This window comes from Paraflavitalea soli (assembly GCF_003555545.1).
Classification (GTDB): Bacteria; Bacteroidota; Bacteroidia; order Chitinophagales; family Chitinophagaceae; genus Paraflavitalea; species Paraflavitalea soli.
On record NZ_CP032157.1, the window covers coordinates 3,993,322 to 4,015,963 of the forward strand.

At 45.5% G+C, this 22,642-nt stretch carries 16 protein-coding genes; 5 read left to right on the top strand and 11 right to left on the bottom strand.

What is annotated here, in order from left to right; genetic code table 11:
* Positions 1-130: 130 nt before the first annotated feature.
* Positions 131-1,780, bottom strand: coding sequence for a CTP synthase (locus tag D3H65_RS14770; protein ID WP_119051045.1), 1,650 nt, complete (start codon positions 1,778-1,780; stop codon positions 131-133).
* Between the two features lie 916 nt (positions 1,781-2,696).
* Here D3H65_RS14770 and D3H65_RS14780 point away from each other — a divergent pair.
* Complete coding sequence (locus D3H65_RS14780) at positions 2,697-3,737, top strand: hypothetical protein (protein ID WP_119051047.1); 1,041 nt, start codon at positions 2,697-2,699, stop codon at positions 3,735-3,737.
* Here the strand turns inward: D3H65_RS14780 and proC are convergent.
* The 3 genes from proC to purL all read right to left on the bottom strand — a co-directional run bounded on the left by proC (position 3,734) and on the right by purL (position 7,906).
* On the bottom strand, positions 3,734-4,531 hold the full coding sequence (gene proC / locus D3H65_RS14785; RefSeq protein WP_119051048.1) for a pyrroline-5-carboxylate reductase: 798 nt from the start codon (positions 4,529-4,531) through the stop codon (positions 3,734-3,736). The genes D3H65_RS14780 and proC overlap by 4 nt on opposite strands.
* 17 nt (positions 4,532-4,548) lie before the next feature.
* Entirely contained in the window at positions 4,549-5,550 is a 1,002-nt protein-coding gene (gene rfaD / locus D3H65_RS14790; RefSeq protein ID WP_119051049.1) for an ADP-glyceromanno-heptose 6-epimerase, read from the bottom strand.
* Positions 5,551-5,671: 121 nt separating this feature from the next.
* Entirely contained in the window at positions 5,672-7,906 is a 2,235-nt protein-coding gene (purL, locus tag D3H65_RS14795) for a phosphoribosylformylglycinamidine synthase subunit PurL (RefSeq protein ID WP_119051050.1), read from the bottom strand.
* A 205-nt stretch (positions 7,907-8,111) separates the two neighbouring features.
* On the opposite strand from purL, the gene D3H65_RS14800 reads away from it, so the two are divergent.
* Positions 8,112-9,032, top strand: coding sequence for a glycosyltransferase (locus D3H65_RS14800; RefSeq protein WP_119051051.1), 921 nt, complete (start codon positions 8,112-8,114; stop codon positions 9,030-9,032).
* Between the two features lie 193 nt (positions 9,033-9,225).
* On the opposite strand, the gene D3H65_RS14805 is transcribed toward D3H65_RS14800, so the two are convergent.
* Positions 9,226-10,371: a glycosyltransferase family 4 protein gene (locus tag D3H65_RS14805; protein ID WP_162915634.1), complete on the bottom strand. Its 1,146-nt coding sequence runs from the start codon at positions 10,369-10,371 to the stop codon at positions 9,226-9,228.
* 63 nt (positions 10,372-10,434) lie between these two features.
* Between D3H65_RS14805 and D3H65_RS14810 the strand changes: the two genes are divergently transcribed.
* The 3 genes from D3H65_RS14810 (at position 10,435) to D3H65_RS14825 (ending at position 15,662) form a co-directional block, all read left to right on the top strand.
* On the top strand, positions 10,435-11,685 hold the full coding sequence (locus tag D3H65_RS14810) for a hypothetical protein (RefSeq protein WP_119051053.1): 1,251 nt from the start codon (positions 10,435-10,437) through the stop codon (positions 11,683-11,685).
* 195 nt (positions 11,686-11,880) lie between these two features.
* Positions 11,881-14,073: a glutamine synthetase III family protein gene (locus D3H65_RS14815; protein WP_119051054.1), complete on the top strand. Its 2,193-nt coding sequence runs from the start codon at positions 11,881-11,883 to the stop codon at positions 14,071-14,073.
* Between the two features lie 1,106 nt (positions 14,074-15,179).
* Positions 15,180-15,662 carry a hypothetical protein gene (locus tag D3H65_RS14825; protein WP_162915635.1) on the top strand — a complete coding sequence of 161 codons (483 nt, stop codon included), beginning with the start codon at positions 15,180-15,182 and terminating at the stop codon, positions 15,660-15,662.
* A gap of 92 nt (positions 15,663-15,754) precedes the next feature.
* Here the strand turns inward: D3H65_RS14825 and D3H65_RS14830 are convergent, their stop codons facing one another.
* The 6 genes from D3H65_RS14830 to cmk form a co-directional block, all read right to left on the bottom strand.
* Entirely contained in the window at positions 15,755-16,048 is a 294-nt protein-coding gene (locus D3H65_RS14830; RefSeq protein WP_119051057.1) for a hypothetical protein, read from the bottom strand.
* 281 nt (positions 16,049-16,329) lie between these two features.
* On the bottom strand, positions 16,330-16,755 hold the full coding sequence (locus tag D3H65_RS14835) for a hypothetical protein (protein WP_119051058.1): 426 nt from the start codon (positions 16,753-16,755) through the stop codon (positions 16,330-16,332).
* A 516-nt stretch (positions 16,756-17,271) separates the two neighbouring features.
* Positions 17,272-18,894, bottom strand: coding sequence for a T9SS type A sorting domain-containing protein (locus D3H65_RS14840; RefSeq protein WP_162915636.1), 1,623 nt, complete (start codon positions 18,892-18,894; stop codon positions 17,272-17,274).
* Between the two features lie 237 nt (positions 18,895-19,131).
* The gene (locus D3H65_RS14845) at positions 19,132-20,022 is read right to left on the bottom strand and encodes a D-alanyl-lipoteichoic acid biosynthesis protein DltD (protein ID WP_119051060.1); all 891 of its coding nucleotides are present in this window, start codon (positions 20,020-20,022) and stop codon (positions 19,132-19,134) included.
* Between the two features lie 15 nt (positions 20,023-20,037).
* Positions 20,038-21,480 carry an MBOAT family O-acyltransferase gene (locus D3H65_RS14850; protein WP_119051061.1) on the bottom strand — a complete coding sequence of 481 codons (1,443 nt, stop codon included), beginning with the start codon at positions 21,478-21,480 and terminating at the stop codon, positions 20,038-20,040.
* 218 nt (positions 21,481-21,698) lie between these two features.
* Positions 21,699-22,385 (bottom strand): (d)CMP kinase, encoded by a 687-nt coding sequence (gene cmk / locus D3H65_RS14855; protein WP_119051062.1) that lies wholly within the window; start codon positions 22,383-22,385, stop codon positions 21,699-21,701.
* Positions 22,386-22,642: the final 257 nt, after the last annotated feature.

Sequence of the window (22,642 nt, forward strand, 5' to 3'; positions counted from 1 at the left end):
TGCTGGTTTTGGCTTGCCAAAAAGGTTAACAGACTGGTAATAGGTCGGAAAAAGGCACAAAATATTACGGCCCGTTGCATAATAGTAAGTAGCTATTATTCAACGGGCCGCGTGAAAGCTGCGGTTTTTGTTATATCATTTCACTTTGCAGCAAAGGATTTTTGACGGCGCTTTTCTGGTCGGCGTATTCCTTGGCGGCTTTAATAAAGTGTACAAATAAAGGATGGGGATTCTCTACGGTGCTTTTTAATTCAGGATGGTATTGCACACCAATAAAGAATGGATGGCGGGGCAGCTCTACGATCTCTACCAGGCCGCTTTCGGGATTCTTGCCACTGGCTATCATGCCGGCTTCTTCAAATCGCGTAAGATATTGATTATTAAACTCCCAGCGATGCCTGTGGCGTTCCGTAATAACCTCCCGGCCATAGATCCGGCGGGCAAGACTGCCTTCGAGGGTATGGCAGGTATAGGAACCGAGACGCATGGTACCACCTTTGGCGGTAACCTTCTTCTGCTCTTCCATCAGGTCAATAACAGGATCGGGGGTATTGAGGTCCATTTCCGTAGAATGGGCCTTAGGCAATCCCAGGATATCACGTGCATATTCAATAACCGACATCTGCATGCCCAGACAAATACCAAAAAATGGCAGGTTGTTTTCGCGAGCATATTTGACAGCGACGATCTTTCCTTCCACACCGCGGTGTCCAAAGCCAGGGGCCACCAGCAAGCCATCCAGGTTGGCCAGTTTTTCGGCTACATTATCATCGGTAATGAATTCACTGTGTACATTGACTACCTGCACCTTGCATTCGTTAATGGCGCCTGCATGCACAAAGGCTTCGAGGATGGATTTATAGGCATCCTGCAGTTCAATATATTTTCCAATCAGGCCAATGGTAACCTGGCTCTTGGGGTATTTCAGCTTATCGAGGAACTCTTTCCAGCGATGGAGGTCTGGCTCATTTTGCAGGGTGATGTTGAGCTTTTTCATGCAAATGAGGTCCAGCTTTTCGCGCATCATGGCCAGGGGCACTTCATAAATGGTAGGCGCATCGGCTGCTTCTATTACAGCCTCCTGTTTCACATTACAGAAGAGGGCAATTTTGCGGCGCAGATCGGGCGACAGGGGTCTTTCGGTTCTGCAAACGATGATATCGGGGTGCACACCTTCCTGGCTCAGCATTTTCACACTGTGCTGGGTAGGCTTGGTTTTCAATTCTTTAGCAGCCTTCAAATAAGGAATGAGGGTGAGGTGTACTACCACAGTATCTTCCTCGGGCAACTCCCATTGCAACTGACGCAGGGCCTCAATGAAAGGCAGGCTTTCAATGTCACCTACGGTACCACCTAACTCAGTGATAATAACGTCGTATTCATTGTTTTTGCCCAGTGCGAGCATTCTGCGCTTGATCTCGTCGGTGATGTGCGGGATTACCTGCACGGTCTTTCCGAGGAAGGCGCCTTCGCGTTCTTTGTTAATAACTGTCTGATAGATACGGCCTGTAGTTACATTGTTGGCCTGTGTGGTAAAGATGTTCAGGAAACGCTCATAGTGTCCTAAATCCAGGTCTGTCTCTGCTCCATCTTCCGTTACATAGCACTCACCGTGCTCGTAGGGGTTAAGTGTACCCGGATCAACGTTGATGTAGGGGTCAAACTTCTGAATAGTTACCCTTAATCCTCTTGCCTGCAATAGCTTAGCTAATGATGCGGCAATAATCCCTTTTCCTAATGAAGAAGTTACGCCTCCTGTAACAAATATGTACTTGGCCATAATATATGGTTAAATCAGTTTACAATGTTAAGCGTTGAACATGGCTATAGGATCAGGTATAAAACAATAAGCCATACACACATCGTTGGTGGTCCCTGCCAAATGGATGGAACAGGGTTACTTCGATGTCTGCATTATCTGGCGTACTACTTTTTGCTTGATTATTGTACCAGTCCGGTTATGACCAGCGGAAAACCACGTTAGGGGAATACTATTTCCTGAAGGTCATGCAAAGATACAGCAATTTTCTGGCTGATAAAAATCACAAAATAGTAATGTGGAAAAACTGGGAAATGTTACAAAATTGTAAGGGGCCGAGGTGCTATTTTAGTCGAATAAGGGTAAAATTATTATTCCATTGCCAGGTAGTCTGGGCGGGCTGCTTTTTTTCAGCAGTAACAGTAGTTTGGGGTGGTAATGCCTGGGGCCGGGTACTTTTTGCGGTATGCAAAAAACCTATTGCCACAACTTCCACCAGTAAGACGAATAAAGTAAACCTCTCACTTTTCATAGTAAAATTGGATCTGGGAATTAAAGTAATTCTTAAACGAAGGAAGGCATTTTTTATTTCATATGCAAGTCTGGAGGCGGTTTTTATTGACATATTCGTATGAATACGCGGTTGGCAGCGATATTTTTACGAATAACAAATGGCTATTATGGGACGCATTTGCATGATACCGCAGATATCTATGGCCTGTATTATATTTAAGTATCTGAGGCCGGGCAAAAGAGGGTTTTCAGTAAGTTTTCTGTACTTTAGTTGCAGATAGCCCCAGCTACCCCTGTTGATTGATCCCCTTATATAATATTGTTCAAAATCATAGCCTGTGAATGAGCCCACCACTCATTTCATTAATTAACTGCTTAATTTTTCCGCATGAACAGGCGTGTATTTTTTCTTATTGGGTGCTTGATGGCTTATGCAAGCAGCTTCTCCCAAACCAAAGTATCAACAGCGCTCTCGCCTTCCAATAAAAGCAGGTATAAGGTTATTTATCCGGTGGCTGTTAAGAATGACCACCCTTCATTACTTCCTTTTTCGGGGATCGAGATCAGGGATATCCGTCCGGATACAACGAAACTGGGTTTCTATCGCTCTACGAAAGACAGGCATTCTTACAAATACCGGTTTGCCACGAATACAGCCGATGAGCTTACGGCCTTTCTGACGGATCATTTTCAGCAAAGCTTTACGCCTGGGTCCAATAATCGCCTGGTGATCTATATCAAGAAATTATGGTTGTCGGAATTCGATTCTGCAGAATTGAGTTTGCACAATACGCATGTGCGGAATGCCTGGCTCTACCTGAAAACGGAAATATATCTCCAATCACAGGATGCCTATTATCCCATTTACCGGTTTGATTCGGTGACTTATGCCCGGAAAAATAATGGCTACACCTCTGGCGGGTTTATCAGCACTACCCTATTGAATGCGCTGCAGGTACTTGACCGGACGGATTTTGCGAAAGTAATACAGAAAAGGAAGCTGGATCAGGCATCTGTCGATGCGTTCAATAACCTTGCAGTGGCCACCACTGCTTTCCCCAAGCCTGCAAAGGGAGTATATGTTTCTTTTGATGAATTCAAGAACGGACGTCCCTCCTGTACAGATTATGAAGTGCGGTTTGAATCCCTTGCCGATATTATCTATGTGAAAGCACCTGACGGGGTGGTTTATCCTAAAAGGAATGTATGGGGATTCAGTGATGGGGAAACTGTCTTTATCAGAATGGGCTCTAACTTCTTTCCCTTGTACAACCAGGAAAAGACCTGGGAATTCTATGGCACGGCTGCCATGGAGTTCAGGGCTCCCCGCATGCCCATTTTACCGGGAGCCGGATTGCCCATGATGATTGCTTCAGCAGGCGTTACAGAATTTACACAGTATGAAAAGCGACTGGTAAACTTACGAGCCTTCCAGGTTGATATGGAGAACGGGAAGTTTTATTAATCCTTCGCTATTTTATCGTAGCTCGCTACGATACCTTTAATAAGTGATGAGCTGAATCCCTGGTGCTCCATTTCATTGAGACCGGCGATGGTACATCCCTTGGGAGTGGTCACCTTATCAATTTCCTGTTCGGGGTGGGTACCTTTCTTCAGCAATAATTCTGCTGCCCCTTTTACAGTTTGTGCTGCAATAAGTGTGGCAGTAGCTGCATCAAAACCAATCTCAATACCGCCTTGTATATTGGCCCTGATGTAACGCATGGCATAAGCCGTACCACAGGCGCCTAATACGGTAGCTGCATCCATGAGTTTTTCGTCAATCCACACTACCCTGCCGAGCTGGTTGAAAAGATCTTCTGTGTAGCTTACCTGTTCTTTGTTGACTTCATGGGCTGCCAGGCAGGTCATGCTTTCCTGGATGGCAATGGCGGTATTGGGCATAGCCCTGATAACGGGAACTTTTTTACCTGCCGCTTTCAACAGCTGCTCAATAGTAATGCCGGTTACCACAGAGATCAATACGTGCTTTGCCGGATCGAGAGCCTCTTTGAGTTTGCCCAGCACATCATTGACCTGGAAGGGTTTTACAGCCAGGATAACGAGGTTGGCAAACCGTACGGCTTCTACATTGTCATCACCCACCAATACCCCTTTCTGCTCGAGTGCGTGCAAGGTTTTGACATTGCGTTTGGTAATGAGGATATGCTCAGGTTTTGAAAAACCACTATTGATCAATCCTTCTGCAATGGCGGTGCCAAGGTTTCCGCCTCCTATGATGGCAATCTTATTGTTCATGGGAAAAGAGTTTGGAATCAATAGTACTTACCAACAGCCAGGTAGTTGCGCACATAATCATCTACCCCGGCTTCCAGGGAATAAAAAGGTTTGGAATAACCAGCCTGGACGAGCTTGTGCATATTGGCTTCGGTAAAATACTGGTATTTATCACGAATGTCTTCGGGCATGTCGATGTACTGGATATTGGGCGCCTTGTCGAGGCCGGCGTAGGTCGACTTTACAAGGTCGTCAAAGCTGCGGGCCTTACCAGTACCTAAGTTATACAGGCCATTGGTCACCTTTGTTTGATGGCGGACAATGTATTGCTCCATGAGCCAGTAGCAAACATTGAGTACATCTTTCACATACACAAAATCACGTAATTGCTGACCATCTTTGAAGTCAGGTCGGTGTGATTTGAACAGTTTTACCAGGCCATCTTTTCGGATCTGGTTGAAGGAATGCCATATCACACTGGCCATACGACCCTTGTGGTATTCATTGGGACCGTATACATTGAAGAATTTCAGGCCTGCCCAGAAAGGAGGTTGTGCTGACTGCTGCAAAGCCCATTTATCAAATTCATTCTTCGACACACCATAGGGGTTCAGAGGCTTGAGCTGATACGGCACTTCGTGATCATCATTATAGCCCAATTCGCCAGCACCATAGGTAGCAGCAGATGATGCATATACCAAGGGCACCTGGCGTTGTACGCAATAATTCCACACTTTTTGAGAATACTCCACATTGAGTTTCTGGTGTACTGCATAATCAAACTCGGTGGTATCGGTACGGGCACCTATATGGAAAATGAAATCAACGGGTGCTGACTGTTGATCTAACCATTCAAAGAAAAGATCACGCTCCACTTTCTCTTTATACGTCTTGCCTTCGAGGTTGGGCACTTTGTCTATACGGCTGAATTCATCTACCAGGATCAGGTTGTTGAATCCATGCTCATTTAAAAAACCTGCCAGGCAACTACCTATAAATCCTGCTGCTCCGGTTACTACTATGGTTGATGCTTTGTTCATTTGTTCACTTTTATCAATATAATGCTACAAAGCGGTAGCCCCTATGGGGCTAAATACACGCTTGACCTGCATTGCGATAAAGCAATAGACGCCAGAAGGCACTACTGCTGATGATTCATTATTATAATGCACTCAGGGCCTGTTCGGAAGCTGTGCCTGCCAGCAGGTTTTCGATGGCAGTATCATACTTCTCTTTCCAGGATATGATATTACCCCAGTTCATACCATCTATTTCGATTGAACCATTGGTAACAAAACCAAGCTCTTCAAAAGGATGATCGCCCAGGAGTTTACGGAACGCTGCTACCTTAGCAGGCTTCACGCTCACCACTACCCTGCTCTGCGCCTCACCAAACCAATAACCATCTTTACGGATATCGCTATCGGAAGCTACTACATCCACACCGAGGTTTCCATGGAAACCTGATTCGAGTAAGGTGATAAACAATCCGCCTTCGCTTACATCATGAGCAGATTCGATAGCGCCAGCTTTGATGAGCTCGGCTATTTTTTGCTGCAGGGCAAACTCTTCATCGAGATTGAAATAAGGAGCAGGGCTGTACTCTACGCCTTTTATTTTGTGCAGGTATTCGGATGAATTGATATCGCCGCGGGCCTTACCCACCAGGAATACGACATCGCCTTCCGCTTTAAAATACATGGTCATTTTATCGTTGACACTGTCCAACAGCCCTACCATTCCAATGGTTGGTGTAGGGTATACGGCACCATCGGGATTTTGGTTGTAGAAGCTAACGTTGCCACCTGTAACAGGGGTATCGAATTTGGTACAGGCCTCGCCCATACCTTTAATGGCATGTACAAACTGATAATAGATCTCAGGATCATAAGGGTTACCAAAGTTGAGGCAATTGGTAACGCCCAGGGGCTGACCTCCACTGCAAACAATATTCCGTGCAGCTTCGGCCACGGCTATCATGGCTCCTTTATAAGGATCTGCAAATACATAGCGGCTGTTGCAGTCGGTCGTTAAAGCGAGCCCTTTGCCGGTAGGCTTACCAATCACAACAGCTGCATCGCTGGGTTGATTGGTGGAAGCATTGCCTGCTCCTACCATACTATCGTATTGTACATATACCCAGCGCTTGGAAGCAATATTGGGAATTGTAACGAGTTCTTCTGCTATAGCTTTGAGATCATCTGGTACGCTAATGGCAGCTGGATCGAACGCCTTGATCTTTTCCATGTATGCGGGTTCTTTGTACTCGCGTGTATACTGGGGAGCGCCGCCGCCCAAAACCAGCTCTTCAGCAGGCAATTCGGCTTCAAGCACACCATGCATGTAGAATTTCAGGAGGCCATCGCCGGTTACTTCACCGATGTTGGAGCAAGGGAGATCCCACTTTTCAAATACTTTTTTAACAGCCTCTTCTTTCCCTTTTTCTACAACCATGAGCATACGTTCCTGGCTTTCGCTGAGCAACAGTTCCCATGTTTTCATATTGGCCTGGCGGGTAGGGACTTTATCGAGGTCGATGCGCATGCCTACACCACCTTTGGCGCTCATTTCGGCAGTAGAGCAAATGATACCGGCAGCGCCCATATCCTGCATACCTACCACGGCACCGGTTTGAATAACTTCAAGGCAGGCTTCGAGGAGCTTCTTTTCCTGGAAAGGATCACCCACCTGAACGGCCGGGAGCTCCTGTGTACTTTCGGCAGTAATATCAGCTGATGCAAAAGAAGCACCGCCAATACCATCTTTACCGGTTGCTGACCCTACAAAGAATACCGGATTGCCAATACCTTCTGCTGTGGCGGAAACGGTCTCGCCATTTTTTACAATCCCTACGCTCATCGCGTTTACCAGGGGATTGGTATGGTAACGGCCTTCAAAGTATATCTCTCCACCCACAGTAGGTACGCCAAAGCAGTTACCATAATGGCCAATGCCGTGTACTACGCCTGAAAGAAGGTGTTGGGTTTTGGCATCTTTCAGGTTGCCAAAACGGAGAGAATTGAGGGAAGCCACAGGACGGGCGCCCATAGTGAAAATATCGCGGTGAATACCCCCTACCCCGGTAGCGGCGCCCTGAAAGGGCTCGATGGCGGAGGGGTGATTGTGTGATTCTATTTTAAATACTACGCCAAAACCGTCGCCAATGTCCATCAGACCGGCATTCTCTTCCCCGGCTTTAACCAGCATTTTTTTGCCTTCGCGAGGCAAGGTTTTTAACCATTTAATAGAGTTCTTATAACTACAATGTTCGCTCCACATGCCACTGAAAGCACAGAGTTCATTGAAGTTAGGAGTGCGGCCAAGTTTTTGTTTAATAAGCTCAAATTCGTCGGAAGTGAGGCGTAATTGCTGCGCTGTTTTAACTGTTATTTCCATGGTGCCGCAAAAGTACTATTGATTTCGGATTCCGGATTTAGGATTTGGTATTCTTTTGGTAAAAGGTTGATAAAAAGTAAGTTCCGGCGTTCTAAAAATGACTACAAAAGGCTGATTGACAGATTGGCTACTTTATTCCCCATGATATTTTAAGGAGCCGGGATGGCAGGAAAGGGGTACATTTATTGTTGTTTTACTATCCACTATGACTATTGCGTTTGTACATCGTAATAAGGCTTTTCTTCCTGAAATTGAGGCATATACACGCTTCTTTACGAATTTGGGAGTTGAATGTATTGCCATCACCAAAGAGGAAACGGACAGGCTTCGGCCGGAAGTAGAGTGGCGGATGATGGGTTTTGATGGTTCGAAGCCCAGAGCCGGGGTGGCTAAGATCCATGAATATGCTTCGGCATCGCTTCCGCCAGGCCGGTATTTCAAGAACCTGCGTAAATCGCTGTTTAATGCGCAGCCTGACTTCCGGTTGTTTTTGAATGAATATGTACGGAAGACCTTCAACTTCCGGGACAAAGTGCCTTTTGGCTACCGTGACATGGGCATCCCACCTGAGTGGTTGTTCTCTCCTACCCGCCCGGTGATGAAAGCCTATGACTTTGTATATGCGGGCAGCCTGGACAAATCCCGCAACCCGGAACGATTATTAGACCATTTCAGTATGGGGAGCATGAAAGGCAGAAGTCTTTTGCTGATCAGCCATCATTATGAAGGATTGCAGACGCAATATGCGGCGCATGAGAATATTGTATTCAAAGGCCCCTTTGAGCACCGGGAGATCAGGCATTATTTAAACAAAGCCCGGTTTGGAATCAATTACATTGCAGATAAGGAACCCTTCAATCAACAAACTTCCACTAAGTTCCTGGAATATCTGGCCTGCGGTCTGCCGGTGGTATCTACAGATTATCAATGGGTGCGGGACTTTCAGCATCAATATGGAGGTGATTATTTCTTTCTGTCACCCGACCTGTCCTCCATGGACTGGGAAAGCATTTGCGGGTTCAATTATTCAAGTCCTGATATGCGGCTTTGGACCTGGGAGCGGAAAATACGCGCTTCGGGAGTGCTGGAGTTCCTGAAAATGGAGAAAACTATAGGGGCGCTATAGGGAACCTACAGAGAACGTACAGAGAATGTCACCCATACCTTATCCATACATTACCCGGATATTACCCGTATTCCATCTATATACCTGCCCTATATCTCCCCTATCTCCGGCATAGCTCCGGAAGGGTTCTGGCATATCGCACTCCTATAACACTCAGGTAATAGACCTATCACACTTAGCTCAAAGGCAAGTCTTAATCCGGCAGGTCTTGCTGAAGCGTATCCGTGTATTCATCGATAATGACATCGATGCTGAATTTCCGGATAACAAGGGAGCGCCCATTTTTCCCCATCCGGGCCCGTTCTTCGGGTGAGAGGTTGATCATTTTCTCCATTTTATCGGCCAGGTCAAAAGGATCGTGCCGGTTACAGATATAGCCGGTAGAATTATTCAGCACCACTTCTTTGCATCCCCGGTTCATGGAGGTAATAACAGGTAATTCCATAGCGGCAGCCTCCATCAGGCAACGGGGAATCCCTTCATTGTAGAAAGAGGGGAATACAAAACAATCGGCCCTTACCAGAAAGGGACGCACATCTTTGGCAAAACCGCCATAATGGATCAGCCCTTCTTTTTCCCAGCGGGCAAGTTCTTCGTGACTGATGGAATCGGGGTGATGGTTCTCAAAAAAGCCTATGAGCTCAAAACGTACATCGTAGTTTTTCTTCTTCAGGATACGGGCGGCATCAGCATACAGACCAATACCCTTGCTTCTCAACAACCGGGTACTCATGAGAAAGGTAAATGTTTTACTGCTGCTGCGGGGGGTGCTGAAGGGAGCAAAGTAACTTGTATTGATGCCTTCGCCTGGCAACACTTTCACTTTTTCAATGTTCACTATTTTTTCATCAATAAACACACGAGCATCCTCGTTATTGAGGAACCATACCTCACGTGCTTTGCGCAGCGACTTTTTATACAGCAAACGCATGAGTTGGTAGAGCCAGTTAGTTTTGGCAAAGGCATACCCCAGCCCGGTAATAACAGCTACAGAAGGGATATCGTTGGCAGCAGCGGCCAGTGAACCATAAATATTGGGTTTGGCTACGTAATGAAAAATGAAATCGGGCTTGTGGCGCCGGTACAGTTGCTTCAATTGCCTGTAAAAAGAAAGGTCGTGAAAGGGATTTTTTGTTTTGTTGTCGAAGTTCAGTGGCACAAAACGGCAGCCATTCTCACGAAGCAGGGAAGAATAGTCATCATCGGGCGCCATCACGATCACTTCATACCCCTGTGTAAGGAGATTATTAATAACATCCAGCCGGAAATTATAGACCGACCAGGCACTGTTGGATACGAAGGCGATGCAACTTTTATGTGACACTGCGATTCGGGACATTGGCAAATATTGTATCAAATGTATAGATTTGATTGCAAATGCCATAAACAGGATATCTTGCCCATGATCTTTACGTTACTATTTTTCTTACTGTTTACTTTCCTGATTGTCCGGCTCACCCGGCATTCAGCTTCGGGTTTTACCAAAGCAGAAGTGCTGCTCAGCTTTGGTTTTAAGGTATTAATGGCCTGTGCCTATGGTTATGTTTTCCTGCATTATTATGGAGGTGATGATACCTGGCAGCTCAATGTGGCCGGGCAGCATGAGCACGCGCTATTGATGAAGGATCCCGGTGAATTCTTTTGGGAGATCACACCCGCAACGGCCTGGCGCAATGCGAATGGCAACGGCTGGCTGGCATTCCGCCTGTACCTGGCGGACCTGGAATATAGCCTGATCGCTAAGTCCCTGGGCATTTTCAATATCCTGAGCCGGGGAAATTATTATACGAATGCGGTCTTTTTCAGCTTCTTTACTTTCTGGGGGCATTACTGGCTATTTACCTTGCTGACAGGGTTGTTTCCGCAAAAAAGAAAGGTATTGCTGCTGCTAATCTTCTTCTTTCCACCGGTGGTGTTCTGGTTAAGCGGTATCCGGGCTGATGGGTTGCTACTAATGTTCCTGTCGTTATTATTGTTACAAACCTGGAAGTGGCTGTACCTGGCTCAAAAGAAGTCGCTGGTCTACATATGCCTTGGCCTGGCTGGTATACTTATATTGAGGGATGTGATGGTATTGCTACTACTGCCGGGGCTGGCCGGCTGGTATGTGGCTGTAAGGTATCGGCGAAGTCCACCGGTCGTATTGGGGATCGTGTATGGCATATCTATTCTGCTTTTTTTTACCAGTGCTTATGTGCCTGGCGTTCCTAACCTACCCTCGGTAGTGATTGAGCGCCAGCAGGAATTCCTGGCGCTGAAGGGCAATACGCGGTTTGCGCTCACCCCGCTGGAGCCTGGCCCAGGCAGTTTTATTAAAGTACTGCCGCAAGCGGTGAGTAATACCTTCCTGCGCCCATTTTTGTGGGAAGCCCGGGGGATGCTGCAGGTGATGGCAGCGGTGGAGCTGCTGTTGTTCTGGGGATTGGCGGTCCTGGTGCTGGTGCGGGGTAAAAAAGGCAATTCTTCTGAGCAATCCCGTTCCCTGATATGGGTCATGTTGTGCTTCAGCTTATCGCTCTATCTTTTTATAGGTTATGTCACCCCTTTTCCAGGGGCTATTGTGCGGTATAAGATCATTCCGGAACTGCTTTTATTGGCCTTACTGGTTATCCGGATCCCTTTTAATTTATCATGGTCGGGCAGGCGTCGTTAAGGGGTTGTTAATGAGTTAAATTAGTAAAAAGAAAAATATTTAATTTAAGCAGGATTTTAGGGAAATTTTTAGTGGTTCATTCAATAGAAGTATAGCTTTTCCCACATTTTATTTAAAAAAACGCACATTGAACCCAAAAAGTTTTTTATCCACTCCATTTATTGTTTATTTGCACAACACGCAAAAAATTAAGAAATGGAATCATTACGCTTTAAAGCTATCAATGACCTGACACATTCCAACGGTACAGCCGTTGAGGGGTCTGCCAAAATTACCGGCATCTTCGGGGAGAATGTATTTACTCTTAAAACAGCCCGTGAATTTTTAAGTGATGAGGCTTATAAGAGTCTGCTGACGTCTATCAAGGGTGGTAAGAAAATTGACAGGGCTATGGCCAACCAGATCTCTGCCGGTTTACGCCAATGGGCTGAAAGCAAAGGAGTTACTCACTATACACACTGGTTCCAACCTTTAACAGGTACGACTGCTGAAAAACATGACTCTTTCTTCACTTTGAAAGGCGATGGCAGTGCCCTCGAAACCTTTGATGGTGATGCGCTTATACAACAGGAACCTGATGCATCTTCTTTCCCTAACGGTGGTATCCGTGCTACTTTCGAAGCACGTGGTTACACTGCCTGGGATCCTTCTTCCCCTCCCTTTATCATGGAGATCGGCGAAGGTAAAACGCTGTGTATCCCTACGATCTTCGTTTCTTATACGGGTGAAACACTGGATTATAAAGCACCGTTGCTGAAGTCTCTGGAAGCCCTGAATAAATCGGCTGTTGAGGTGTGCAACTATTTCGATAAGAATATTAACAAAGTAACTGCTACTTTGGGTTGGGAGCAAGAATATTTCATAGTTGACGAAGCTATGTTCAACGCCCGCCCTGACCTAGTGATGAGCGGCCGTACTGTATTTGGTCATGCGCCTGCGAAAGGCCAACAGCTGGAAGACCACTATTTCGGGTCTATTCCTGAAAGGGTGTATGCTTTCATGCGTGATTATGAAACTGAATCTTACAAACTAGGTATTCCTTTACGTACGCGTCATAATGAAGTAGCACCTGCACAGTTTGAGTGCGCTCCTATCTTTGAAGAGGTGAGTGTAGCTGTTGACCACAACACGCTGCTGATGGACATCATGGACCGTGTGGCCCGCCGTCATAAACTGCGCGCCCTGTTTCATGAAAAGCCATTTGCCGGCATCAATGGTAGCGGTAAGCACAATAACTGGAGCATGGCTACGGATACAGGTGTAAACCTGCTGGCTCCCGGTAAAACACCGAAGACGAACCTGATGTTCCTGACCTTCTTTGTTAATACCATCAAGGCAGTACATGATTATTCTGAAATTTTAAGAGCATCTATCGCTTCTGCTGGTAATGATCACCGCCTGGGCGCTAATGAAGCTCCTCCTGCTATTATCTCTGTATTCATTGGTCAATACCTGAGCAAGGTGCTGGCTGATGTGAAAGAAAGAGTTGGTGGTAAGTTTGACGAGCAGGATGAAGCTATCCTGAAGCTGGATCTGCACCGCAGCATTCCTGAACTGCTGCTCGACAATACTGACCGTAACCGTACTTCTCCTTTTGCCTTTACCGGTAATAAGTTTGAGTTCCGTGCGGTAGGTTCCGGTGCGAATTGCGCGAACGCGATGACCACACTGAACAGCATCATGGCAGCTACCCTGAAGCAATTCAAGAAAGATGTAGATACGCTGATCGACAAAGGCGAGAAGAAAGAGATCGCCATCATGCACGTGATCCGTGAGTATATCGTAGCCAGCGAGAAGGTGTTGTTTGAAGGTGACGGTTATAGCGATGAGTGGCATCATGAAGCTGAAAGACGCGGTTTGCCCAATGTACGTACCACGCCGCTGGCGCTGGATGCAATGGTTACTGACAGCTCCAAGCACCTGTTTGAGCAACTGAACGTATTGAACCACGTTGAGCTGGAAGCACGTCATGAGATCGAGCTGGAGAAGTACATCAAGCGCGTACAGATCGAAGCCCGTATCATGGGTGAGCTTTGCACCAGCCATGTATTGCCTGCTGCTATCAAGTATCAGAATACATTGATCGAGAATATCAAGGGTCTGAAAGAGATCGGTCTGAAAGAAGAGGCTTATGCCAACCAAAAGCAGATCGTTGCGAAGATCTCTGAGCATATCAGCAAAGTAAGTGACCTGGTAGAAAAAATGATCCAGGCGCGAAAGACAGCCAATGCCATGACTGATTCCCGTACCAAGGCCATCGCTTACCAAAGCCAAGTAAAAGATGCGTTCTTTGATGATATCCGTTACAGCGTTGATAAGCTGGAACTGCTGGTAGCTGATGACTACTGGGCACTGCCTAAATACCGCGAAATGTTATTCCTGAGGTAAAAGGTAGCAAGACATCGAGGCAAAAGGCAACAGGTCTTTGTTTCGATGGACCATCCGCTTTTTTATCGATTATAATATTAAAGAAGGTACACTGACATGACAAGCAAAAGAGCCCCTTCCCGGTTACGGGAGGGGTTCTTTATTTTAGTGCAGGCCGGTAGCTTAAAGTATAGGCCTACCGTTAGTAAGGGCAAGTCTAATTATGTTGGGGTATATAATCTTTGGTGTATAGAATACATGATATAAAGTGGGAAAAGAAATACACTACCTAAATGATTGAATAGACAACTGATGAATTTTATTGCGGATGCCTATGAATAAAAGATCAACAAGAGTAGCACTTTTGCAGGTTATGGCTGGGGACTGTGTACTGAGTAAATTATTTGTGCAGGGGATTCTACAGTTTATATGCAGATTGGGGAGCCCTTACTGGTTGCAGGTTTGAGGTAGTTTTTTTTCTATGCCGGAACAGGCCAAAACATGCCCGGATCAGTTCAAAATACTAAAATAAATGTGCATTTCTGCTATGGTATGCACAATAAGTTCACAAACGATCTTTTTTTACATATTATAAATCCTTTAGGCATGATTGTTCGTATCTATACCCATAGGATAAGGTTTAATGGTTAACGCATATGAATGGGAGCACCCCCGCCTTTTATTGGGCGGGGATTTTTTTTTACCCCATCCGAACCACTTGGTCAACCGAAAACAGTTCTTATCAAAGAATGTAGACGGCTTTTTTAGGATCAAAGTAATAACGTGCAACCAAGCTTATCATTTCTTTTATCGGGGCACCACAAGCCCTGCGATCTATTTCTCCAAGAATATTATATATTTAATTAAACTCATACCTACCTTAGTGAGCAGCAAGAAACCGGTCCTGCCTGTTTGGTAGTAATGTTGTGATCTTAGCAGCCTCTATTTGTTTTAAAACTGCTGTAACCCGATGCACTGGTGTGTATCTAACAATTTAATTATATCTGCAACAAGCAATCATAGATTTAGAACTTTATGCAACTTTCTTTAATCTAAGTGATTATACAGGAAATCCTTTACCGGAATTTCTCGTATATCCCTATAGGGCTATTTAAATGCTCACCAGCATGGAAGCGTATGTAACACACCTTTTGTCAGACATTCTGGAAGCCGAACGGCCGGATCAGCCAACACTCAACTATGTTTACCCTGAATTTGTGGAAGACTTCCCTGAAGAATATGATCGGTGGCCGGAGAATGACCCCTTGTATACTTTTGGGTATTACTGTGGTCTTAAGCAGGAGGTCTTTCCACCAGCCCATATGTTGAGCAGCTTGCAAATGGAAAGGTTGTGTTATGCCTTTAGCAAAATGATGTTTACCTGGAATCTGGACACCGATATTCCGGATGATGTGCCGCTGAGCAAGAAGTATCAGCTACTGGTCAGTACATTGGATATGAAGACTGAGGTCAACAATACCATTCTTACCACCTTTGAACTGTGCAGTTATGACCCTCCCTCCTGCCCTTTGGGTGAATATTGCACCTGCAAAGAATTTATCCAGGATGATGCGCTGGAAAATATTGATGATTATCTACATGGAGAATAAATAAAAACCGGAAGCTGATGTATCAGACTTCCGGTCTTTGGATATCGGTTTCACTTATTGGTATAGTCCATAGGAATATTTTATACCTCCTGCTAAGAGGTGGATCGTGCCAAGTGATCATCAATGGCCTGCCCCACTATATGGCTTAACTCACTTTCCTTCTGCGTATCCATGTGCACCCATACATTCTCACCGTGTAGTTCCCGCTTCTGAATCCTTATTTCCGGGAATGCATCGTAGGGACCTTCCGGGTGATTCTTAAAGCGTATGTTGCTGATGATATAGTAAGGGGTTGAATGATGGGGTGTGACATTTCCAGTAAGCTCAATGGAAATGTTTTTTTCCTTAAAAGGATACTTAAAATTAATGCTGAATGATTGTTTCATAGCCTGGCTGTTTAGTTAACAATGCTGTTCTACAACCATAGTTATTCAATGCCTGTGCCACTTGTGTAGGAATTGGCATTAAATAATTATTTAAACTTTGACAATCAGCGTCTTCGATAACAGCCTTTTGGGATGGCTTTAACAATTAGGGGAACTGTGTATTGGATTGTACTATGAAATATACCTATGTGTAGATTAATGTTATATATATCTGCGCAGTTTCTACAAGTATTGCCTTCTATGAAACTTGATGTGTATCATAAAACTGTCCGGGCTTCGTATCAGAAGATCTTCTCGGTCTCCACTACTTTTCTCTGGATCATTATTTTCTTAGCTACAGATTGTTCATTGTCATCTATACCAAGGACATCACCAATCTGTTTCAACAACAATTCTTCTTCACTTGTCAATATATTATCGCTGAGTAATAATTCAGCACACCAGGAGTAAAGGGCCAATTCATTTACTGGATTGATCTGTTCTATTAAAAACTGTAGGTATTGTTGTTCATGTGTAATGGTCGGGCGGTAATCCTTGTAACTAATCATTTCATCTTTAAAATTCAGTTCTTTGTTGAGTCCAGCTGTCACGAGTTTATCGGCTACAATATCCAATTCTTTATCAGCCAGTTCACCGTCTTTAAGAATGCAATGAAAAAATAAATGGCACAAAGCCTGATCCTGTGTTTTAATCTCTGTAGTGTACATAAGTCTTGTTTAAGGGCTATGCTTCAACTTTGGTGCCATGGGCTGGAGATAATTGGCGAAGCCCGGAGCATAGGGCGCCAGGTGGCGGCAAATGCTACGGGCTTCTTTACGCAGGTTTCAGAGCTAAGCCTGTTTTCACAGGAAAAGGTTTAATACAATGCTTTATTATAATCCCATTAGTGTTTATTACGTAAAATCATCCTTACAAAAACACGCACAGATCCGCATCGTTATACCTTTCAGTACTCTACCGACCTCACTGTTTGTTTCAATAACAGTGGATTTCATTAACGGCATCGGGCATTATATTATTATATCAATGCTGCAATGATTTGTCTTTTTACTGGTATCCGGTATATACCAGGTGATAGCTTCGGGCTATATTCCGGGAATGTGTATCTTTTTACCCGTCGGCAGACCAATAAAAGTGGTGCTCATGGCTACCCAAAAAGAAAATCCCGTCTTTCGACGGGACCTCTTTCACCATTCATTCAATGAAAATTAAACCACCTTGTATTACCTAAGCACTTTTTGCATCCATTTTATTTCGCCGGCAGCAACTTCCACTACAAACAACCCTTTATTCAATTGACCGAGGCCGGTAAGGGAGAATTTATTGCTGCCAGCCTGGCCGGTATACATCTGAGTTTTTACAGTGCGGCCGTTCATATCCATCAGCTTCACAGTTATAGGGGAAGTTTTGGGCAGGATCAATGTTACATCCAGCGTTTCCACAAAAGGGTTGGGGTATACGCTGGCTGTGATCTGCTGTCCGGCAGTTGTTTTTACCGTTATCATATTGGTGTATTCGGTGCGACCGTTGAGGTCCACCATCAGTAACCGGAAATAGAGTGTATTAGCTGTTATTTTGGTAAAGCGGAACTGGTAGTTGACACGTTCTACGCTATTCCCTTTGGCAGCTACTTCACCTGCCTTTGTAAAGGAAAGTCCATCGGTGCTATACTCTACATCGAATTTTTTACCGTTGATCTCTGTGAGGGTATACCAGGTAAGGTTTACGGCATTGTCATAATAATTTCCTTTGAGGGAGGAGACCACCATGGGGAGCAGGGTGGCGCAGGAAACATCGGGGTTACCGGCTCCGCCGGCATACCCGGTAGTATCGTCTGCAGTCATGGCAGCATTGTATTGTGTATTGGTGACACCTGTAGCCATGTTCTGATTAAGGGATAATTTTTCAGAGGCGCTTTTACCGGTAAGGGTGCCGTTATTGGCAAAGCCGCCAGCTACATGCAATTTACCATTACCACTGACAGCCGCATTGTTGGTGAAAGCACCGCTTACACGCAGTTGGGCATTGGTACGGGTCATTTTAATACCGCTGCCGGTACCCAGTTGTAAAGAGCCACCGAACCAGAAAAGGCCCTCATTACGCACGTACATGGTACCATTGATCGCATTCTTAAACACCATGGTGTACAGGTTAATGATAGAATCGGCGCCTGAGTTCATATTATTGTTGGTACCCAGGAAAACAGCCTGCCATTGATTTTTAAGGTAGCCTTTGGGTGCAAAATCGCCTTTTACAGTCAATCTTCCGCGATTGTCAATTTTACTGCCTACATCGGTAATGAGGTTCTGAATAGTAAGGATACCGCTGTTGTTGAGGGTAGCACCATTTTGCAGGGTGACATTCTGGTTGAAATTCATGCTGCCGCATGAAGTGTTGGTAATTGTGATGGCATTTCCAATAGTGGGACTGCTGGACCAGGTTGCTGTACCAAAGTTACTGAGGGAAAAACCATTGCTTAAGGTCAGGCCACCGGTACCAAAGATGGCGGTACCGCTCTTATCAACGGTGATGGCAGAAGCCAGATTATTGGCATTACCTGGCTTGAAGGTGCCACCTGCCTTAACTTCTATAATTGATCCACTGTTACCATCAAAATCACCGGTGAAATTACCACCGCTCACTATTACCATTTTAGCGCCATTGTTGAGTTTGATGTTGCCGGAGACGTTGGTTGAAATACAAACTACATTGCCATTGGCATAAACACCAGGAGCGTTGGACACACTACCTGCGGGGCATTGTGCGGCTACGGGCTGGAAGGTGATGATCGTAAGAATAAAGATCAGCAAACTGCTGATAAAGGGTTTAGGGTACAGATGCTTCATATTCGTTGGTCGGGTTGTTGGCATGTAGATGACCAACAGTGCGCCAAACCAATGAACAGGCTACAATACTGTTATGAAAACAGGTTAACAATAAGGTATAATCCGATAGCTTTCACCCACTTATGAATAGAAGAATTTGCTACAAAAGTTTTTCCAATGACTTATATAAGGCACAAAAAAGAGCGATAAACTTTCCCACGGACGGAAAAGAGCTCCAAATAGGGACAGATGAGAGAATTATTTAATGATGGCAGCCGCCTGTGGGGCCTTGGGAAGTACTCCATCCTTTACCATAATGTCGACAATCTCAGCACCGCCTTTCAGGTTGGCGTGCAGGTAGTCGGTAAAGGAGGAATTGTCTTTAATGGTATTGCTGTAATCATGCACAGGATAGCCTGTAGCAGCCTCTATTTTTTGTTTGAAGACGTCAAGCCCTTTAACGGTGTAGGTAGGGAAAATAGGCGCTATTACAAACTGTACGTTGATATTCCTGGCGCGGCAATAATCGGCCAACGCTTTCAGGTCCTGTACATGTTTATCGGGCGTTTTAAACTCCACGCTGCGGTGCGGCGCCTGATCGATGAGGTCCTGGGTAATGGTGTGGTCGAAATACCAGTCATTATCCAGTTTATTGCGATAGTACATGGCCCGTTGGAATACTTCATTGTTGAAGCGGTAAATATGGGAAAACTGGGCATAGTTCCAGGTTTCCTTGTTCTTATTTTTCAGGACTGAATCGATCCTTTTGGAATAAGGCATATAGGTAGTAAAGCCTGGCAGGAGTTTATCGTCGGACATTTCGACGATGGTGGTTTCTACGAGAACGGTCTTTACATTGGGGTACCTGTCGAGGTAGTCTTCTGTGAGTACGGTGGCTATTTCACAGGGCATGCTATAATAGCAAAGGCTGAAGGTAGTGAGGCCAGTAGCCTTTTCTACGCTGGGCTGGTAAAAATTGAGGCCACGGGAATTACCTACTATCAGGATATCGGCCTGGCTTCCGCCGCGGTACATACGGGAATAGCGGAACTGGCTTTGGGTGATCTGTTGCTGGAATATCCAACCAAGGAGGCGGTCGCCAACAAACAAGATGGCTAAAAATGCCAGGATCCAAATTGCTTTCTTCATGGTTCGCTATTCAGGTTAAAACTGGAAATATATAAATGAGTTGGCAGAGAAGGTTCCGAACAGGGCGATCAGCCATAGAACGGACACAAAGAGTGCTATGCGCAATGCGGGACGGCGCAACTGTGTTACATTCCATGACATACGCTGGTTGGTGATCTCTACAGACAACATGATAAACAATAATAAGAAGCCTTTCAATACCTGGTATTTACTTAGCACACTGTACCAGGTGAAGTCTTCGAAAGACAAGATGCGACCAATAATGGTGTTGGCAACGGTGAAACTGGAATGGCCCATGCTGCCTGACCGGAAGTAGATCCAGGCCAGGACGGTCAATATATACACGACTAGGATACAAATGGCAGAGTTGATGAAAGCGGGCATGCGCACCAGCTGAACGAATTTGCGCCAGATGGGGGTGGTGAACCGCTGGAGAATAAGGTATATACCATGCAGGAAACCCCAGAATATGAAGGCGAGGTTGGCGCCATGCCACAGCCCTCCCAGCAGCATGGTGATCATGTTGTTTTTGTAGGTGTTGAGTTTACCCTTCCTGTTGCCTCCAAGAGGGATGTAAAGGTAATCACGCAACCAGCTGGACAGGGAGATATGCCAACGTGTCCAGAATTCGCTGAAGCTTTGTGAGAAATAAGGTGTTTTGAAATTCTCCACAAAGCGATAACCCATGATGCGGGCCAGGCCTATGGCGATATCGGAATAGCCGGAGAAATCACAATAGATCTGAAAGGAATAAAATACGACTCCTACCAACAGGTGGGAGGAGGAGAATTTGGAAGGATCGGCCCAACACTGGTCTACAAAGGGAGCCAGGGAATCGGCAATGGCTACTTTTTTGAAAAAGCCCCAAAGTATACGGCCCATGCCGGAGTTGAAATTGTCCCAATCAAATTTCTTATCGGTATTCATCTGTGGCAACAGGTCGCGGGCCCTCACGATGGGACCGGCCACCAATTGCGGGAAGAGGGCAATAAAGGCTGCAAACTTGAGCATGTTGCGCTCCACGGGTATTTCGCGGCGGTAAATATCAATGGTGTAGGACAAGCTCTGGAAGGTATAGAAAGAGATACCTATGGGCAGCATGATCTGCAGGGTGCTGACGGAGGGCTGGAACCCAAAGGCATGCATCATGCTGACAAAGGAATCGATAAAGAAGTTGAAATATTTGAAGAACCCCAGGAAACCGAGGTTCATGATCATGCTAAAGATGAGGTAGGTACGGCGTTTGCGTTTTTCCTCGGTGGCTCCGATGAGTTTACCGAAGTTGTAATCCATGAAGGTGGAGATCATGATGAGGGTGAGAAAGCGCCAATCCCACCAGCCATAAAACACATAGCTGGCCAATAAGATCCACCACAGGCGTACTTTTCCTTTAGTAAGAAAGTAAACCGGGAAAAAGATGCCACTGAATATTAAGAATGTAATGCTGTTGAATACCATCCTGGCTTAGCTTAAGGGTATAATAGTGAAAACCGGGGCAAAGTAAAGCAAATCAGTCCATAACCGGAAGGGCCAGGATATGAGCAAGCTTATTGCCCCCTGAAAATTACCCAGTTAAACGTCAAAATAAGAAAATTTATTATAATTAGGGCAACAAGGGGTACAGGCATTGAGGGCAGGGAGGATTATGCAGAGGGGGGATTCCCCGTTTTGGGGAATCAGGCCATTTTCAGGCGTTCGTGCACCCATTTAAGGGCAATGTCCAACTGCTCGCGCATGGTGAGCCTGGAATTATCAAGCAGGAGGGCATCTTCTGCCTGCCGGAGGGGGCTTACCTCGCGGTGTGAATCGATGTAATCCCGCATTTCGAGGTTAGCCTTTACTTCTTCAATGGTAATGTTGGGGTTTTTCTCGTAGAGTTCTCTGAAGCGGCGCTCCACCCGGATGGCATTATCAGCGGTCATGAATATCTTTAATTCTGCATCGGGGAATACGACGGTACCGATATCGCGTCCATCCATGACGATACCTTTTTTCTGGCCCATGTCCTGCTGCTGTCTGACGGCAAACTGACGCACTTCCTTGATAGCAGCTACTTCACTTACTTTTTCGGCCACTACCAGGTCACGGATCACATACTCCACATTTTCTCCATTGAGGTAAATTTCGCTTTGTCCATTCTTGTGGTTAGAAAGGAATTCGAGGTTTATTTTCGTCAAGGCATCCTCTACGGCCTTGTGCTTTGTCCAATCGAGGTGATTGCGCAGGAAATAAAGGGTAATAGCGCGGTACATGGCGCCACTGTCAATATATACATAGCCCAGTTCGCGTGCCAATTGTTTTGCAAGGGTACTTTTGCCGCATGACGACCAGCCGTCGATGGTAATGATGATCTTTTTTTCCATGGTGAACTGTGCAAAACTAAGAAAAAAGTTAATGCCGCTCCACACAGGTAGAACGGCATTAATAATGTAGTGGGGACGATTCCGGACCTACTACGCGTAAGTCACCTTGTTATCATAAGCATTGGATTTTCCATTGTCTGTAAGGGGGAATTGGCATTGCGAAAATACCCTGACCAGTTACAGCATATAAAACAGAGGGACTTATTGTATTAACGGGTTTTCATATCCATTAGTGTATGATCGAGATCAAGAAAAAG

Coding starts and splice junctions, on each gene's coding strand:
- D3H65_RS14805 (WP_162915634.1), bottom strand. CDS start 10,371: ATGTCCCGAATCGCAGTGTCACATAAAAGTTGCATCGCCTTCGTATCC.
- D3H65_RS14815 (WP_119051054.1), top strand. CDS start 11,881: ATGGAATCATTACGCTTTAAAGCTATCAATGACCTGACACATTCCAAC.
- proC (WP_119051048.1), bottom strand. CDS start 4,531: ATGAACAATAAGATTGCCATCATAGGAGGCGGAAACCTTGGCACCGCC.
- purL (WP_119051050.1), bottom strand. CDS start 7,906: ATGGAAATAACAGTTAAAACAGCGCAGCAATTACGCCTCACTTCCGAC.
- D3H65_RS14845 (WP_119051060.1), bottom strand. CDS start 20,022: ATGAAGAAAGCAATTTGGATCCTGGCATTTTTAGCCATCTTGTTTGTT.
- D3H65_RS14825 (WP_162915635.1), top strand. CDS start 15,180: ATGGAAGCGTATGTAACACACCTTTTGTCAGACATTCTGGAAGCCGAA.
- D3H65_RS14810 (WP_119051053.1), top strand. CDS start 10,435: ATGATCTTTACGTTACTATTTTTCTTACTGTTTACTTTCCTGATTGTC.
- D3H65_RS14835 (WP_119051058.1), bottom strand. CDS start 16,755: ATGTACACTACAGAGATTAAAACACAGGATCAGGCTTTGTGCCATTTA.
- D3H65_RS14780 (WP_119051047.1), top strand. CDS start 2,697: ATGGCTTATGCAAGCAGCTTCTCCCAAACCAAAGTATCAACAGCGCTC.
- rfaD (WP_119051049.1), bottom strand. CDS start 5,550: ATGAACAAAGCATCAACCATAGTAGTAACCGGAGCAGCAGGATTTATA.
- cmk (WP_119051062.1), bottom strand. CDS start 22,385: ATGGAAAAAAAGATCATCATTACCATCGACGGCTGGTCGTCATGCGGC.
- D3H65_RS14830 (WP_119051057.1), bottom strand. CDS start 16,048: ATGAAACAATCATTCAGCATTAATTTTAAGTATCCTTTTAAGGAAAAA.
- D3H65_RS14770 (WP_119051045.1), bottom strand. CDS start 1,780: ATGGCCAAGTACATATTTGTTACAGGAGGCGTAACTTCTTCATTAGGA.
- D3H65_RS14840 (WP_162915636.1), bottom strand. CDS start 18,894: ATGAAGCATCTGTACCCTAAACCCTTTATCAGCAGTTTGCTGATCTTT.
- D3H65_RS14850 (WP_119051061.1), bottom strand. CDS start 21,480: ATGGTATTCAACAGCATTACATTCTTAATATTCAGTGGCATCTTTTTC.
- D3H65_RS14800 (WP_119051051.1), top strand. CDS start 8,112: ATGACTATTGCGTTTGTACATCGTAATAAGGCTTTTCTTCCTGAAATT.